The 13,217-nt window shown below is 70.7% G+C and carries 17 protein-coding genes; 8 read left to right on the top strand and 9 right to left on the bottom strand.

The genetic code is table 11. The features are described from left to right. Positions 1-38: 38 nt before the first annotated feature. Together NE234_RS05995 and NE234_RS05990 are read left to right on the top strand one after the other, a co-directional pair. A complete protein-coding gene (locus tag NE234_RS05995) occupies positions 39-959 on the top strand; it encodes a zinc-binding dehydrogenase (RefSeq protein ID WP_252777841.1) in 921 nt (306 codons plus the stop codon). A 34-nt stretch (positions 960-993) separates the two neighbouring features. Continuing rightward, positions 994-1,443, top strand: coding sequence for a nuclear transport factor 2 family protein (locus tag NE234_RS05990; protein ID WP_252777840.1), 450 nt, complete (start codon positions 994-996; stop codon positions 1,441-1,443). Positions 1,444-1,957: 514 nt separating this feature from the next. On the opposite strand, the gene NE234_RS05985 is transcribed toward NE234_RS05990, so the two are convergent. From NE234_RS05985 to NE234_RS05975, 3 genes are all read right to left on the bottom strand, one after another. Then, the gene (locus NE234_RS05985) at positions 1,958-2,353 is read right to left on the bottom strand and encodes a nuclear transport factor 2 family protein (protein ID WP_252777839.1); all 396 of its coding nucleotides are present in this window, start codon (positions 2,351-2,353) and stop codon (positions 1,958-1,960) included. Between the two features lie 11 nt (positions 2,354-2,364). Then, on the bottom strand, positions 2,365-3,213 hold the full coding sequence (locus NE234_RS05980; protein ID WP_252777838.1) for an alpha/beta fold hydrolase: 849 nt from the start codon (positions 3,211-3,213) through the stop codon (positions 2,365-2,367). 89 nt (positions 3,214-3,302) lie between these two features. After that, complete coding sequence (locus NE234_RS05975) at positions 3,303-3,767, bottom strand: winged helix-turn-helix transcriptional regulator (RefSeq protein ID WP_252777837.1); 465 nt, start codon at positions 3,765-3,767, stop codon at positions 3,303-3,305. 371 nt (positions 3,768-4,138) lie between these two features. Here NE234_RS05975 and NE234_RS05970 point away from each other — a divergent pair, with 371 nt between their 5' ends. Next, complete coding sequence (locus NE234_RS05970) at positions 4,139-4,909, top strand: class I SAM-dependent methyltransferase (RefSeq protein ID WP_252777836.1); 771 nt, start codon at positions 4,139-4,141, stop codon at positions 4,907-4,909. On the opposite strand, the gene NE234_RS05965 is transcribed toward NE234_RS05970, so the two are convergent. From NE234_RS05965 to NE234_RS05955, 3 genes are read right to left on the bottom strand one after another with little or no spacing between them, the layout of a single operon-like run. After that, entirely contained in the window at positions 4,906-5,088 is a 183-nt protein-coding gene (locus NE234_RS05965) for a DUF397 domain-containing protein (RefSeq protein ID WP_252777835.1), read from the bottom strand. The two genes, NE234_RS05970 and NE234_RS05965, sit on opposite strands and share 4 nt — an antisense overlap. Positions 5,089-5,118: 30 nt before the next feature. Beyond that, positions 5,119-5,301 (bottom strand): DUF397 domain-containing protein, encoded by a 183-nt coding sequence (locus NE234_RS05960; RefSeq protein WP_252777834.1) that lies wholly within the window; start codon positions 5,299-5,301, stop codon positions 5,119-5,121. Then, positions 5,292-6,092 (bottom strand): helix-turn-helix domain-containing protein, encoded by an 801-nt coding sequence (locus NE234_RS05955; protein WP_252777833.1) that lies wholly within the window; start codon positions 6,090-6,092, stop codon positions 5,292-5,294. The genes NE234_RS05960 and NE234_RS05955 overlap by 10 nt, the downstream gene beginning before the upstream one ends. Positions 6,093-6,239: 147 nt before the next feature. Here NE234_RS05955 and NE234_RS05950 point away from each other — a divergent pair, with 147 nt between their 5' ends. After that, positions 6,240-7,040, top strand: a complete 801-nt coding sequence (locus NE234_RS05950; RefSeq protein ID WP_252777832.1) for an ATP-binding protein — start codon at positions 6,240-6,242, stop codon at positions 7,038-7,040. Positions 7,041-7,113: 73 nt separating this feature from the next. Here NE234_RS05950 and NE234_RS05945 read toward each other — a convergent pair whose 3' ends face one another. After that, complete coding sequence (locus NE234_RS05945; RefSeq protein WP_252777831.1) at positions 7,114-7,587, bottom strand: Lrp/AsnC family transcriptional regulator; 474 nt, start codon at positions 7,585-7,587, stop codon at positions 7,114-7,116. Between the two features lie 106 nt (positions 7,588-7,693). Between NE234_RS05945 and NE234_RS05940 the strand changes: the two genes are divergently transcribed. Then, positions 7,694-8,983, top strand: a complete 1,290-nt coding sequence (locus NE234_RS05940) for an APC family permease (protein ID WP_252777830.1) — start codon at positions 7,694-7,696, stop codon at positions 8,981-8,983. A gap of 334 nt (positions 8,984-9,317) precedes the next feature. Continuing rightward, a complete protein-coding gene (locus tag NE234_RS05935; RefSeq protein WP_252777829.1) occupies positions 9,318-9,701 on the top strand; it encodes an STAS domain-containing protein in 384 nt (127 codons plus the stop codon). A 15-nt stretch (positions 9,702-9,716) separates the two neighbouring features. Here NE234_RS05935 and NE234_RS05930 read toward each other — a convergent pair whose 3' ends face one another. Both NE234_RS05930 and NE234_RS05925 read right to left on the bottom strand, forming a co-directional pair. Beyond that, the gene (locus NE234_RS05930; RefSeq protein ID WP_252777828.1) at positions 9,717-10,442 is read right to left on the bottom strand and encodes an MgtC/SapB family protein; all 726 of its coding nucleotides are present in this window, start codon (positions 10,440-10,442) and stop codon (positions 9,717-9,719) included. Positions 10,443-10,465: 23 nt separating this feature from the next. After that, entirely contained in the window at positions 10,466-11,539 is a 1,074-nt protein-coding gene (locus NE234_RS05925; RefSeq protein ID WP_252777827.1) for a YihY/virulence factor BrkB family protein, read from the bottom strand. Between the two features lie 174 nt (positions 11,540-11,713). Here NE234_RS05925 and NE234_RS05920 point away from each other — a divergent pair, with 174 nt between their 5' ends. After that, positions 11,714-12,214, top strand: coding sequence for a SigE family RNA polymerase sigma factor (locus NE234_RS05920; RefSeq protein WP_252777826.1), 501 nt, complete (start codon positions 11,714-11,716; stop codon positions 12,212-12,214). Then, positions 12,211-13,203, top strand: a complete 993-nt coding sequence (locus tag NE234_RS05915) for a hypothetical protein (RefSeq protein ID WP_252777825.1) — start codon at positions 12,211-12,213, stop codon at positions 13,201-13,203. The genes NE234_RS05920 and NE234_RS05915 overlap by 4 nt, the downstream gene beginning before the upstream one ends. Positions 13,204-13,217 lie beyond the last annotated feature (14 nt).

The raw sequence follows: 13,217 nt of genomic DNA, 5'->3' as shown, positions 1-13,217 counted from the left end.
GTGAAGTGTTCTCCGGCAGCACGAAGGAGGCAATGACAATGAAGGCTCTCGTCCCGACCGGAGATCCCGTCGAACCGGTCGTCCTCACCGACGTTCCCGAGCCCACGCCGCGCGCGAACGAGGCGCTGGTGAGGGTGGAGGCGTTCTCCGTCAACCGCGGAGAAACGTTCAAGCTGGAAGCGCCTGTGCCCGGCGATCGTCCGGGCAAGGACGTCGCGGGGCTGGTGGTGCAGCCGGCCGCCGACGGCAGCGGGCCGACCGGTATCGCGCGTGTCGTCGGCCACCCCATGGCGGGCGGCTGGGCCGAGTACGCGGCCGTGCCCACCGACGCCCTCGCGCTCCTGCCGGACGACGTCTCAGCGGTCCAGGGGGCGGCGCTGCCGCTGGCCGGGCTCACCGCGCTGCGGCTGCTGCGCACGGCCGGGCCGGTACTGGGCCGGCGGGTGCTGCTGACCGGAGCGTCGGGGGGTGTGGGGCACTATGTGACCGAGCTCGCGGCCGCCGCCGGGGCGGAGGTCACGGCCGTGACCCGGGACGCCGAGCGGGGGGCCCGGCTCACCGAACTCGGTGCGGCCGAGATCGTCCACCACCCGGCCGACGCGCGCGGACCGTACGACATCGTGCTGGAGTCGACGGGCGGCGAGGCCCTTCCCCTCGCGCTCGCCCGGCTCGTCAAGCGCGGCACGCTCATCTGGTTCGGGCAGGCCAGCCGGACCCCGGCGACGCTCGACTTCTTCGACTTCTTCGCCGGGCCCGAGTCGGCCGTGATCCGCCACTTCCACTATCTCGACGCCGACACCGGCCTCGGCGAGGACCTCGCGACGCTCGTCCGGCTGACCGCCGAAGGCCGCCTGCACCCCGAGATCGGCCGCGTCGCGGACTGGGCCGATACCGCGACCACCCTCACCGACTTGCGCGACCGCCGTATCCGCGGCAAGGCCGTGCTCACCCTCTCCTGAGCGACCGATCCCCGAAACCAGAAGGAGCTCGACCATGACCACGACCACGACCACGACCCCCGAGCCCAGGGACGTCGTCATCCGCTACGTCGAGGCTGTCCGCGACGGCGACGCCGACGTCATCTACGACAGCTTCGCCGAGGACGCGACCTGGCACTACCCCGGCGACCTGCCGATCTCGAAGGTGTGGCGGGGCCGCGAGGCGATCATCAACGACTTCCTGGGGGCCATGGGTCCCATCCTCGTTCCCGGCACGATGAAGATCGAGCTGGTCGGAACGATCGCCGAGGCCGACCGCGTGGTGGCCGAGTGGACCTCGAAGGCCCAGACCGTGTACGGCGGTACCTACGACAACCGCTGCATCGGCATCTACACGGTCCGTGACGGCAAGATCAGCTCCGTCGTCGAGTACGCCGACACCCGGCATGTGGCGGCGGCCCTCTTCCCCGACCACCGAGGTCCCGAGCCGGCCGACACCGTCTGAAACCGACGCGGCACCACGCGGCGCCCGCGAGCCAAAGGCTTTGCGTCCCGGCGGCCGCCGTCGGTGCTGCCGGGTGACCAGCCCCGCTCGGCCGCGTCGTGGGGAACTCGGTGAACGCCGGTCGGCCCCGGTGCCACCACGAGATCTTGGCTCCGCGCGCCGTTGCTGCGTTGCTGCCGCCGTTGACACCTCGCAGCCGAAGGTGACAGTTCGTCGTCGGCGTTGCCGGTCCGAAGTCCCAGAAAGCCGGATTGATGCGTCACCTACGGCGGCAAGGTCCGTCGTCGCTCGACTCCGCGAGTGCTCCTCTCGAGCGCTCGCGGAGCGCTACGACCGCCGACGCGTTGACCCCGCCGGCTCGCAGCACCGCACGAGACCCTCCGGGGCCCAATCGAGGTCGAGGTAGTCGGACTCCGGACGCAGGCCGAACGAGCACAGCAGGTCCAGCGTCTCGACCGACGCCCGGCAGGCATCGAGTTGCGCCCCGGACGTCGCCAGGCGCGGTCGGAGCCGGTCACATCACCGTGTCGGTCTCCAGCGGCCCGGCGGTGATGCGGATCGTACGAATGCGGGCCGGCCGCGCGTCGTCGAGGTAGAAGATGTGCATGAACGGGGCGCGTACCACGCGGTCCGGCTCGGTCTTCTTGGCCATGGTCGCCTCGCCGCGCAGGAACACGACGCCGTCGGCGCTCCAGCATTCGAGCACGTCGTGGGTGATGTTCAGTGGTTCGTCGATCTTGACGAAGAACGCCTTGATGGCCTCGGCGCCGCGGACGTGGGCGGTGCCGAAGAACATTTCGGTGTCCTCGGTCATGCGCGCGAACCCTTCTGCGAAGTCCAGGGTGTCGATCTCGCGCATGATCTGCAGGATCCACTCCGGCGTGGCGGCCGGGGTCGCGTCTCGGGTCATGGTCGGCTCCATCAGACGGTGGCGGGCAGGGCGGCGAGGAAGGCGTCGATCTCGGCGTTGACGGCGTCGGGGTTCTCCCGCGCGGCCAGGTGGCCGGTGTGCAGCAGCACGCGGAACGTGCTGCCCTCGATCGCGTCGGCCATCTTGCGCACGGCGTGCACCGGGAACTGGCTGTCCTCTTCACCGGCGATGATCAGGACGGGGATGTTCCTGATGGTGGCAAGCCTGCGGTGCTCGTCCTTGCGGCCGATGAGGATGCTGCGCAGGGCCCATGCCACGGACTTGGGGTCGTCGCCCAGGACGAAGTCGGTGAACTTCAGGAATTCGGGGTTGGTGGCTTCGGCGGTCGGGCCGGCGAACGCCGCGCGCGCCGCTCTGGCGGCCAGTGGCGGCATCTTGGCGTGCAGCGACAGGTAGGTCGCCAGGGCGGTGGCCCAGATGCTCTCGAACATCGTGGGCAGTGAGGCGGTGCAGTTGATGCCGATCGCCGCCGCGGTGCGCTCGGGGTGGTAGGCGGGGAAGACCCCGGCGAGCATGCCGCCCCAGCTGTTGCCCACCAGTACGCACGTGTCGATGGCGAGGGCATCGAGGATCTCGACCAAGACGTCAGAGCAGTCCTTGAGGTCGATGATCTTGCGGAGGGCGTCGGACTTCCCGTGACCGGGGCTGTCGATGAGCACCATGCGGTGGGTGGGCGCGAAGTGCTCGTACTGGTAGCGCCACATGGTGCCGTCCATCATCAGGCTCGGCCAGCACACCATCGCCGGGCCGTCGTCCCGGCCTCCCACGCGCACGTTGATCAGCCCGAGGGAGGTGGAGATCAGCCTCTCGGTGGCCTCTTCGAGTCGGCTTGTCGTCATGACCAGCCGTCCTTTCCTGCATCGGAAACAGTACTAGTACCGTACTGCTACTAGTTAAGATTTACAACTAGTTGCTCCGTCGCAGCAACCTAGTCCGTGGTCCCCTCCTCCTGTGCGTCCAGCGGCACGAGGGTCGAGGCGACGATCGGCTGGTGGCAGGCGCTGCAGGCCAGGTAGGGATCGGTCTCGCCGCCGCAGGTCGTGTGCAGCAGGGAACGGCGTGCATCCTCTTCTCCGCCCGCGCGCTCCTCCGCCCACCGGGTGATCGTCACGATGGCCGGGACGACCAACTCGCGGGCGGCCTCGGTGAGCTCGTACTCGTACCACGGCTTGTCGGACCGGTAGGCGCGCCGGGACAGCAGCCCCAGCTCGGTCAGGTCGTTCAGTCGCGAGGTGAGGATGTTCGCCGAGATGCCCAGGGCGCGCTTGAGCTCGCCGAACCGGCGGACGCCGAAGAACACCTCTCGCAGGATCTGGTAGTTCCAGCGCTCGGAGATGGTGGCGAGGAACGCCTGGCCATGCTGAAACGTGACGTGCCCGGTACGGTCGGCCACAACGCCTCCAGTAGTCTCGAAACACAACTAGTTAGCGAAGCCTACTACCAGGTGTCTCGCGACCTGCCTGGATCAGGCGATGCGGGACTTCGCCTTCCGCCGCCACGGAAGCCGCCGCCGTGGTCGCGGGCATCGGCGATGGATGCGGCGCCGCCGACTGGGCAGGCCGTGCCCACGGGGTCGTTCGCCCGCCGGGACGGGGGCGTCGTTCACAGCGGCGTTTACTCAGGCGAGACTTTCCTCGCCTGAGTAAACGCCGCTAGGAGACGACAGGCCACCCGGTCGTTCGATTCGTGGAGGTCGTCCGAGCGCCCGGTACCAGCGCCGTTGGGCCTATGTTCGGCGGATCATGCGACTACTACGCTGCCACGATGGAACGCGCTGACGTGCCTGAGGGCCTCGCCTCGTCTGCGGCTCGGGACCGGGCGAATGACTACGACGGTTTCGCCGAGGCGTACTCGGCGGTTAACGAGAACAACCTCGTGAACGCGTATTACGAGCGGCCCGCGATGCTGGCCCTCGCCGGAGACGTGGCCGGCCGTCGGGTCCTGGACGCCGGTTGCGGCTCGGGTCCCCTGTCCGCTGCCCTGCGCGACCGCGGTGCGGTCGTCACCGGCATCGATGCCAGCGCCGGGATGCTGGCGTTGGCCAGGCAGCGGCTCGGTGACGACGCGGACCTGCACGTGGTCGACCTGAGGGACGGCCTGCCGTTCGCCGACGGCGCGTTCGACGACGTGGTCGCCTCACTGGTGCTGCACTACCTGGAGGACTGGGGGCCGACGCTGGCCGAGGTGCGGCGAGTGCTCAGGCCCGGCGGCCGGCTCATCGCGTCGGTGGACCACCCTTTCGTGGCCTACACGTTCCAGGACCCTCGGCCCGACTACTTCGCGACCACCACCTATACCTTCGACTGGACGTTCGACGGGCAGACCGTCCCGATGAGATTCTGGCGCAGGCCATTGCACGCGATGATCGATGCGTTCACCACCGCCGGTTTCCGTCTTTCCGTCATCAGTGAGCCGCAGCCCGACCCGGCCGCCCGGGAACTGTTCCCCGACGACTTCCCCGACCTTTCGACCAAACCCAACTTCCTGTTCTTCGTCGTCGAGGTACCGCCACCGGCCACCGGCTCGGACGACTAGGCGCGGTCGCCTGGTCCGGTGGTGCTGCCGGTGACCGGCAGCACCGCGACCTCGACGCAGGCCCCGCCGTTGTCGCCGCTGCGGGCGGCCTTGCGCCAGAGGGCGACCTGGACGCAGTTTCCGCCGTTATCACCGCTGAGGGTGGACGTGCGCCACTCGGGCGTAGTGGTCGGCTCCATGGTTCTCGCCGTCCTGGTGAGGGAAGGTCGCTACGCGCGGTCGGCGGGGGCCGGGTCGCCGCCGGTGACGGACAGCAGCGCGACCTCGACGCAGTCGCCGCCGTTGTCGCCGCTGCGACTCGCCTTGCGCCAGAGGGAGACCTGGACGCAGTGACCGCCGTTGTCGCCGCTGCGGGTGGACGTGCGCCAGTCGGGGGTGGTGGTCAGCTCCATCGTTCCTTCACCGTCCTCGTGATCAGGTCGAGGGACTGGTCGACCGGCAGCGCCCGCGACCGGATCGACTCGAACCGCCGGGTCAGCGTCGCCAGGTCCGCCGGCTCGCCCGTCGTGATCCCGCGCGCCGCCGTTTCAACGTACGCCACCTCCCGCCGGTCGTCGACGGTCGCGAGCACGAATGAACCGTTGACGCCGCGATGCAGCCCGCAGGGGAGGATCTGCACGCTGATCTTGTCGGAGACGACCGCGACCAGGTGCTGGAGCTGCTCGCGCATCACCTCCGGGCCGCCGACCTCGCGCCAGAGCACGGCCTCGTCGAGCACACAGGCGAGGTAGGGCGGGTCCGGCTCGGTGCGCCGGAGGATCTCCTGGCGCGCCAGCCGGGCCCGTACCGCCTGCTCGTCGCCGTGCAGCAGCGCCCGCGCGTACGCCTCGGTCTGGAGGAGGCCGTAGACCAGGGCGAGCTGGAAGGTGCGCAGCAGGTCGGCGGCGGACTCGTGGACGGGCCAGTCGAACCAGGGCGGGTGGACGCTGCGCTTGAGGAGGCCGTCCCAGAGGCGGAGCAGGACGCCATTGCCGTCGAGGACATCGTCCATCCGCTCGGCGAACTTCCGGAGCGGCATGTCCTCGGCGCGCTCGACCGCGCCGATGTGCGAGCCGCTGTAGTTGGCCTTCGTTCCGGCCTGGTCCTGGGTCAGTCCGGCGCGCTCGCGTAGGAAGCGCAGCTCCGCGCCGAAGAGGGCGAGCGGGGACGAGGAGGGGTCCAGCGGATTCGGGCGACGCGGCATGGGGGGCTCCTCCGTTGGCCGGTGTTCGCAACCGGCAGGGGCCGGTTGGCCGAGATGTAACGGAGTGTAGAGCGAGTCATTACTGGAAGTGAGGTCCGTTGGCGAGGCTGTGGAAAGGAATTTCGACAGCGGACGGCGAGGTGAGCCATGGAGACAGCGATCGGCGGCATCGATCCGAAGGTCGTACCGGCCGGCGGGTGCGCCGCCTGGCCTCTTCCTCCGGACCCCACGGGGGCCCGGTTCGCGCGGAGCGTGCTGAAGGCGGTGTTCGGCGAACTGCGAATGCCCGCCGTCACGACGTACGACGCCGCCGTTGCCCTCTCCGAGCTGGCCACCAACGTCCACGTACACGCGTACGGCGGGGTCGTTCCGGCGTGCCCGCCGATCGCCGGGCTGCCGGAGTTGTGGGCGTACGTGCGGTGGCGGGCGCGGCCGGAGGTCGTGTTCGCGGTCTACGACTCGGCACCGTGGCGCGGGCCGGTCCCGGACGGGCGGCTGCGGCCGCCGCCGGACGCCGAGGGCGGGCGCGGCTTCGAGGTGGTGGACGCGCTGACGACGGAGTACGGCGGCGAGTGGGGCATGTACCGGACGCGGTCGCGGCTGGGCGCCGGGCCGGTGCTCGGGAAGGCGGTCTACTTCACGGTGCCCGTGCCCGCCGGGCTGGTCACGCCGGGCGCGTGTACCGCGCGGCGGACGGCGGAGGAGATCCACGCTCTGCTCGCCGCCCGGGGCCTCGGCCCGCTGCAACTGGCCATCGGCTATGGCATGGCCGTCATCTGCGTCCGCGCCGGAATGCACGTCTGGGTGCGCGACGGCTCGATCTCCTACCGCGCGCCCGGCCTCGGCGTCGTCCGCCACTCGCCGTACGACCGTGTCGAGGTGGTGGAACGGATCGTCCGCCACTGCGCCGAGCTCGATGCCGTTCCGGAGCACGGACCCCGGCGCTGACACCTCGCCGCCGGTGTCGTCGGTCGGCCGCTCGGACGGCCCGCCAGTACGAGACGGCGGCGAGGTAGAGGTCTCAGGGGGTCGGGTGGGGGTCGTCGAGGCGGTCGAGGACCGGGTTGCCGACCTGCTGGAAGACCACCGACGTACGGAATCCGGCGACCTCCCGGCGCTTGCTCAGCCGGTCGATGAGGAACGCGTGCAGGTGGTCCAGGTCCTGCACCGCCACGTGCAGGACGAAGTCGTCGTCGCCGGAGATGACGAACACGCTCAGCACCTCGGGGAGCCGGGACGCGAACTCCTGGAAGGCGTCGATGAATGGCCGGCTCGACACGCGCAGCTTCACGGCGACCAGGCCCTGCACGCCACGGTTGAGGGCGGCCAGGCTGATGTCGGCGTGGTAGCCGCGGATGACCCCGCGGCGGGTCAACGTCCGGACCCGCTCCAGGCAGGTCGAGGGGGCGATGCCGAGCTTGCGGGCCAGCTCCCGGTTGGACTGCCGAGCATCCGTTTGGAGCAGGCGCACGATTTCAACGTCCAGTTCGTCCATGGCCATAATTCTGGTCCTGATTTCGGACGAACGTTCGGTGGACCCCTGTTTCAGCCGGTCGAATGGCTAGCGTCGTGGCGTTTCGTTCGATCAGGGGGGAGACGACGTGGCGCTGTCGACGCGGAACGGGCCGGCGGGTGCGGACGCCCCGGCGCGCGAGCACCGGCTGGGTACGGCGCAGGGGACGGCGCTGTTCGTCGGGGCCGTGCTGGGGCCCGGCGTGCTGGCGCTGCCGCACCTGGCCGCGACGGCGGCCGGGCCCGCCTCCATCCTGGCCTGGGCGGCTCTGCTGATCCTGAGCGCGCCGGTGGCGCTGACGTTCGCGGCGCTCGGAGCTCGGTACCCCGACGGCGGCGGGGTGGCGACGTTCGCCGGGCGGGCGTTCGGGCCGAGGGTCGCGGCGATCGTCGGCTGGTGGTTCTACGGCATCGTCCCGGTGGGCACGCTGGCCGGGGCGCGCATCGGCGGGGACTATGTCACCTCCGCCGCCGGTCTCGATCGCTCCTGGGCGGTGGTGGTGGCGGTCGGGCTGCTGGCCGCCGCGTTCGCGACCAACCACGGCGGGCTGCGCATGTCCGGCCGGGTGCAGCTGGTGCTGGTGTGCGGGCTGGCCGCGCTGCTGGCCACCGCCATCGTCACGGCGGGGCCGCGCCTGTCGTGGGGGAACTTCACGCCGTTCGCCCCGCACGGCGCGCTCGGCGTGGTGCACGCGGCCGGAGTGCTGTTCTTCGCGTTCGCGGGGTGGGAGGCGGCCAGCCACCTGTCCGGGGAGTTCGCCGATCCGCGCCGGTCGATGCTCCGCGCGACGGCGCTGACCCTGCTCATCGTGTGCGTGCTGTACCTCGGGCTGGTCGTCACCGTGCTCGGCGTCCTCGGCGGGCGGGCCGCCACCTCACCGGTCCCGCTCGCCCTGGTCCTGCAGGAGGGGATCGGGAGCGGGGCCCGGACGGCCACCGGCGTCGTCGCCGTCATCCTCAGCTTCATCGCGGTCAACACCTACATCGCGGGTGGGGCCAGGCTCGGCGCCGCCCTCGCCCGCGACGGCGCCCTGCCCGCGCCTCTGGCCAAGGGGGCGGTGGCCGGGCGGGTGCCGCACCGCAGTTTGGGACTGCTGGCCGTGCTCACCGGCCTGGTCACCGCCGTCGCCGTTCCGTACGGGATCGGTCTCGACACGCTGATGCGGGCCACCGCCGCCTGCCTGGCCGCCGTCACGGTCGTCGGAACGGCCGCGGCCGTCCGCCTCCTGCCCCGCGAGGACCGCCGTGGCCGTACGCTCGCCGCGGCGGCCACCGTCTTCACCGGCCTGGTGCTGCTGTCGTGCGGCGTCTACCTCGTCCTGCCCGCGGCGTTGGCGGTGGGCGCCGCCCTGACCGTCCGCCGACGTATCGCCAGGTAGGTCCCCGGGAATGACGAACGGCCCTGCCGGGGATCCCGGCAGGGCCGTCGCAGCATGTGTACCGATGTGCGGGTCGCCTCTCGGCGAAAGGCACAACGCGGCTCCAGCCGAACGGTATTCCGCGAAGGCGATAGATGAGGCCCGGGGACACCAGGCACATCGGCCACGAGAGATGTAACGGAGCGGGCGACGCCCTTGTTCCCGGTTCCCGAGATTTCTGTGTCGCGCCCCGGGGAGCGGGTGATCCGGCGGCGCGGGAACGTGTGGGGCCGCCCTTCGGGGGAAGCCCTGACCTATCATCAGCAGCACGCCCGCCCTAGGAAAGAGGTGTCCGATGGTGAAGGATCTGGACGTTGACGTCACCGACGTCAGCGGGCCCATCGCTGTCCTCACCGTCAAGGGTGAGCTGAATCTCTACACCAGCGGCGGGTTCCGCACCGCCGTGCGCGGTGCGGGCGGCCACGGCCATCCGCACCTGATCCTCGACGTGTCCGGCGTCCCCTTCTGCGACTCCAGCGGTCTCAGCGCCCTGATCATGCTGCACCGCTGGGCGGGTGAGGCCGGTGGGTCGTTCACGCTGGCGGCTGTTCCCGACCGCATGGCGCGGCTGCTGCAGATGTCGGGCGTCGATCAGACGATCCCGATCCAGCCGACGGTCCGCGAAGCGCTCGAACGCCACCCGCACCGCGGCGACCGTACGTCCGCGCCGCAGGGCTGACCGCTCGGGGGAGCGTCACTCGCGTGGGATGTTGGCGTCGTCGGAGGAGACCGCGACGACGCCCTCGATCTCCGAGAGCAGCGCGGCCAGCTCGTTGACCGGCCCGGTGCCGTGCACCGACAGCCAGACCGAGACGACGCGGGGATCCTCGTCCTCGCCCCGGTCCTCGATCGACAGCTCGCTGACGGTGAAACCGCGGCCGGTGCACCGGGCGAGGGCCTCACGCAGCGCGCCGCGCCCGCTGCGGTAGGCCAGGCGCAGGCGCGACGGCGCGTACTTCGACCGCGGCAGCCGGGCGGCCAGCGGGGTCAGGCCGAACACCACCAGGAAGTGCCCCGCGGTGACCAGGATGGCGAGCAGCCAGAGGCCCGCTCCCGCCGCCATGCCCACGGCGGCGGTCAGCCAGACGATGGCGGCGGTGGTCAGCCCGCGGACCACGTCGCGCCGTACGAAGATCAGGCCGCCGCCGATGAACCCGATCCCGGTGACGATCTGCGCGGCGACCCGGGACGGGTCCAGCGTGACGTGCGGGCCCAGGATGTCGGTGAAACCGTACTTCGAGACCAGCACGATCAGGGCGGCGGCGAAGCCGACCAGGGTGTGGGTGCGCAACCCGGCGCTCTTGTGCCGGAACTCGCGTTCGATCCCGATCGCCGCCGACAGGGCCAGGGCAAGGGCCAGTGCGCCGACCTGCGCCCATCCCTGGCCCGCCGGCTCGCCGATCTCGAAGGCCGCCGTCACCGTTCCAGGCTAGAACGCGCAGCTCAGAGCGCCTCGTCATCCTTGATTGTCCGGGTGTCGCGCAGCTCGACGTACGGCTCCTCGCGCGGGGGCAGCCCGGCCTCGATGGCGCGGCTGCGTTCGAGTTCGGCGTTGAACTCCGCGCCGAACAGGATCGCGAGGTTGGACATCCACAGCCAGATGAGCGCGACGACGACGCCCGCCAGACTGCCGTACGTCTTGTTGTACGAGCCGAAGTTCGCGACGTAGACGGCGAACCCGGCCGAGACGACCAGCCAGAGCACCACGGCGAGGACGCCGCCGGGGCTGACCCACCGGAAGCCCTGCTTGGCGTTGGGGGAGGCCCAGTACAGCAGCGCGAACATGAAGCTCACGATCAGCAGCAGCACCGGCCACTTGGCGATGTCCCAGACGGTGACGGCGGCGGACTGCGCGCCGATGAGGTCGCCGGCGCGGCGCGCGATGCCGCCGGTGACCACCACGGTCACCGCGGTCACGGTCAGGCAGACCAGCATGACGATCGTGATGCCCAGGCGGATCGGCAGCGTCTTCCACAGCGGCCTGCCCTCGGGAACGTCGTAGACGACGTTCGATGCCCGCATGAAGGCGGCGATGTAGCCGGATGACGACCACAGCGCCACGAAGAGGCTGATCAGCCCGGCGACACCGGCGATGCCGGCGCCGTTCTGCAGCTGGGTAAGGGCGTTGATCGCCAGCTGGCGCACGGGCCCCGGGGCGGCCTTGCCGACCTCGTCGATGAGCTGCTGCAGCGTGTTCTTGCCGGCCAGGCCGAGCAGCGACACCAGCACGAGCAGCGCCGGGAACACCGACAGGACGCCGTAGTAGGTCAGGGACGCCGCCCGGTCGACGAGCTCGTCGCGCTGTACCTCGCCGACGGTCCGGCGCAGCGCCGACCACCACCAGCGGACGCCGAGGTCGGTGGGCTCGGGAGCCTCCTCCTCGGACGCGTCCTTCTCGGCGGTCTCTGGAGCTCTGGTCTCGGAGGTCTCGGCCGTTGAGCGGTCGTTCTCGGTGTCGGTCTCGGGGGTGTCGGTCTCGGGGGTGCCGGCGGATTCGCCGACGGCCGACTTCTTCATCGAATAGGTCTTCCTTACGCGATCGGCGGGAGCTGTCCGGTCGCCGCATCATTCCCGTCTGACGGAACCTATTCCCGGACGTCAAGCCGAAAACCGATGGGCTGAATCTCGTTGCGAACCTTTTCGGCGGGCCCCGGCCTCTCGATGAGTACGAACCACCGAAAGCTGGAGGCAATGAGTCGCCCCGAAGAGGAGTACCGGGAGTTCGTCGCCGACCGCGCGGCTTCGCTCCATCGCACCGCGTATCTGCTGTGCGGCGACTGGCACCTGGCCGACGACCTGGTACAGGAGACGTTCGTCAAGGCCTTCCGCCACTGGCGGCGGGTGCAGCGAGCCGACAACCGGAACGCTTACGTCAAGCGCATTCTGATCAACGAGTTCAACCGGCACTGGCAACGCTATGGCGGACTGCCCGTGCGCGCAGGCACCGACCATCCCGAGGTCGCCGTCCCCGACGTCTCTGACGAGGTCGTCAACCGCGCCGATCTGTTGCGCGCCCTGTTGACCCTCCCGGCCCGGCAGCGGGCCACCGTCGTCCTTCGCTACCTGGAGGGGATGAGCGAGCGGGAGACCGCTGCCGTCATGCGGTGCCGCGAGGGCACCGTGAAGAGCCAGACCGCCCGGGCGCTGAAGACGCTCGGAGGCTGCCTGAAGTACAAGGAGTCGCCCCTATGAATTCCCCGACCGAAGAGCGCCTGGGCTCGGCGCTTCGCGACCTGGTCGCAGAACAGCCCTTCACCCCGGACGTGTCGGCCATTGAGCATCGCGCCCACCAGGCCCGCCGCCGCGACCGGATCGTCCGGGGCGGCATCGGGGCCGGCGTCGTCGCGGTCGCGGCGGTGACGGCCATCGGCGTGGCCGGCGTCGGTCCGTCCACACCGGCCGGGACGACTCAGGCCGGCCGCGCGCACCCGGCGAACTCCGGATCGGCCGTCGTCCAGCAGCCACTGGTGAAGCTGGCCGCCGATGTCGCCGCCTTGCCGCGGCCCGCCGGCGACGCCACGCTGGTGGAACGCACGACGGCGATGTCGGACCACACGAGCGTCACGGTCTGGGACCTGTACACCGACGACGGCCGGTACTTCTTCTCGCGGACGAAGGCCGGCCTGCCGGTCGAGGTCAAGAAGAACAACAACCGGGGCGACGGCCAGTTCCGGCGGGAGGTCGCCGCGGCGACCTACGCGGTGAAGGGCGACCTGGACACCGCCATGCTGAAGATGGCCTGGCCCGAGGCAACCCCGGTCCCGGCCTGGCTCTCGGCGCAGGTCAAGAACAGGTCGGCCGGCGGGCTGCAGATCGACAACTACGTCTGGGAAGGCTGTGAGGACGCGCTGGTCGCGGGCTCCGGCAACCCCCAGGTGCGGGCCGGGGTGCTGCGCCTGGTGTCCGCGCTGCCCGGCATCAAGGTCACCCGTGGCACCGCTGACGGCCGGCCCACGCTCACCCTCACCGCCGGCGCGGCCGAACTCGGGCACGAGGGGAGCGGCCCCAAGGCCGACCCCAAGGCCAAGACGGGGCCGGCCGACCACGAGGCGATCACCATCAACGCCAAGACCGGCATCCCGCTGGGGACCGCCGGCGGCCCGACCGGCAGGATCACCCCCACCGTCACTTACGCGGTGACCCGGGTCAGCCTGGCCGACATCACCGCCGGCAAGCTCTGACCTGTCCTATCGAC

It is taken from the genome of Actinoallomurus rhizosphaericola (assembly GCF_024055675.1).
Taxonomy (GTDB): Bacteria; Actinomycetota; Actinomycetes; order Streptosporangiales; family Streptosporangiaceae; genus Actinoallomurus; species Actinoallomurus soli.
The sequence above is the reverse complement of the archived record's forward strand: the minus strand, read 5'-3'. Positions and strand labels throughout refer to the sequence as shown.

Excerpts from the sequence above, each read along its gene's own strand:
- NE234_RS05995 (WP_252777841.1), top strand. The coding sequence starts at position 39 with ATGAAGGCTCTCGTCCCGACCGGAGATCCCGTCGAACCGGTCGTCCTC.
- NE234_RS05990 (WP_252777840.1), top strand. The coding sequence starts at position 994 with ATGACCACGACCACGACCACGACCCCCGAGCCCAGGGACGTCGTCATC.
- NE234_RS05985 (WP_252777839.1), bottom strand. The coding sequence starts at position 2,353 with ATGACCCGAGACGCGACCCCGGCCGCCACGCCGGAGTGGATCCTGCAG.
- NE234_RS05980 (WP_252777838.1), bottom strand. The coding sequence starts at position 3,213 with ATGACGACAAGCCGACTCGAAGAGGCCACCGAGAGGCTGATCTCCACC.
- NE234_RS05970 (WP_252777836.1), top strand. The coding sequence starts at position 4,139 with ATGGAACGCGCTGACGTGCCTGAGGGCCTCGCCTCGTCTGCGGCTCGG.
- NE234_RS05965 (WP_252777835.1), bottom strand. The coding sequence starts at position 5,088 with ATGGAGCCGACCACTACGCCCGAGTGGCGCACGTCCACCCTCAGCGGT.
- NE234_RS05960 (WP_252777834.1), bottom strand. The coding sequence starts at position 5,301 with ATGGAGCTGACCACCACCCCCGACTGGCGCACGTCCACCCGCAGCGGC.
- NE234_RS05955 (WP_252777833.1), bottom strand. The coding sequence starts at position 6,092 with ATGCCGCGTCGCCCGAATCCGCTGGACCCCTCCTCGTCCCCGCTCGCC.
- NE234_RS05950 (WP_252777832.1), top strand. The coding sequence starts at position 6,240 with ATGGAGACAGCGATCGGCGGCATCGATCCGAAGGTCGTACCGGCCGGC.
- NE234_RS05945 (WP_252777831.1), bottom strand. The coding sequence starts at position 7,587 with ATGGACGAACTGGACGTTGAAATCGTGCGCCTGCTCCAAACGGATGCT.
- NE234_RS05935 (WP_252777829.1), top strand. The coding sequence starts at position 9,318 with ATGGTGAAGGATCTGGACGTTGACGTCACCGACGTCAGCGGGCCCATC.
- NE234_RS05925 (WP_252777827.1), bottom strand. The coding sequence starts at position 11,539 with ATGAAGAAGTCGGCCGTCGGCGAATCCGCCGGCACCCCCGAGACCGAC.
- NE234_RS05920 (WP_252777826.1), top strand. The coding sequence starts at position 11,714 with ATGAGTCGCCCCGAAGAGGAGTACCGGGAGTTCGTCGCCGACCGCGCG.
- NE234_RS05915 (WP_252777825.1), top strand. The coding sequence starts at position 12,211 with ATGAATTCCCCGACCGAAGAGCGCCTGGGCTCGGCGCTTCGCGACCTG.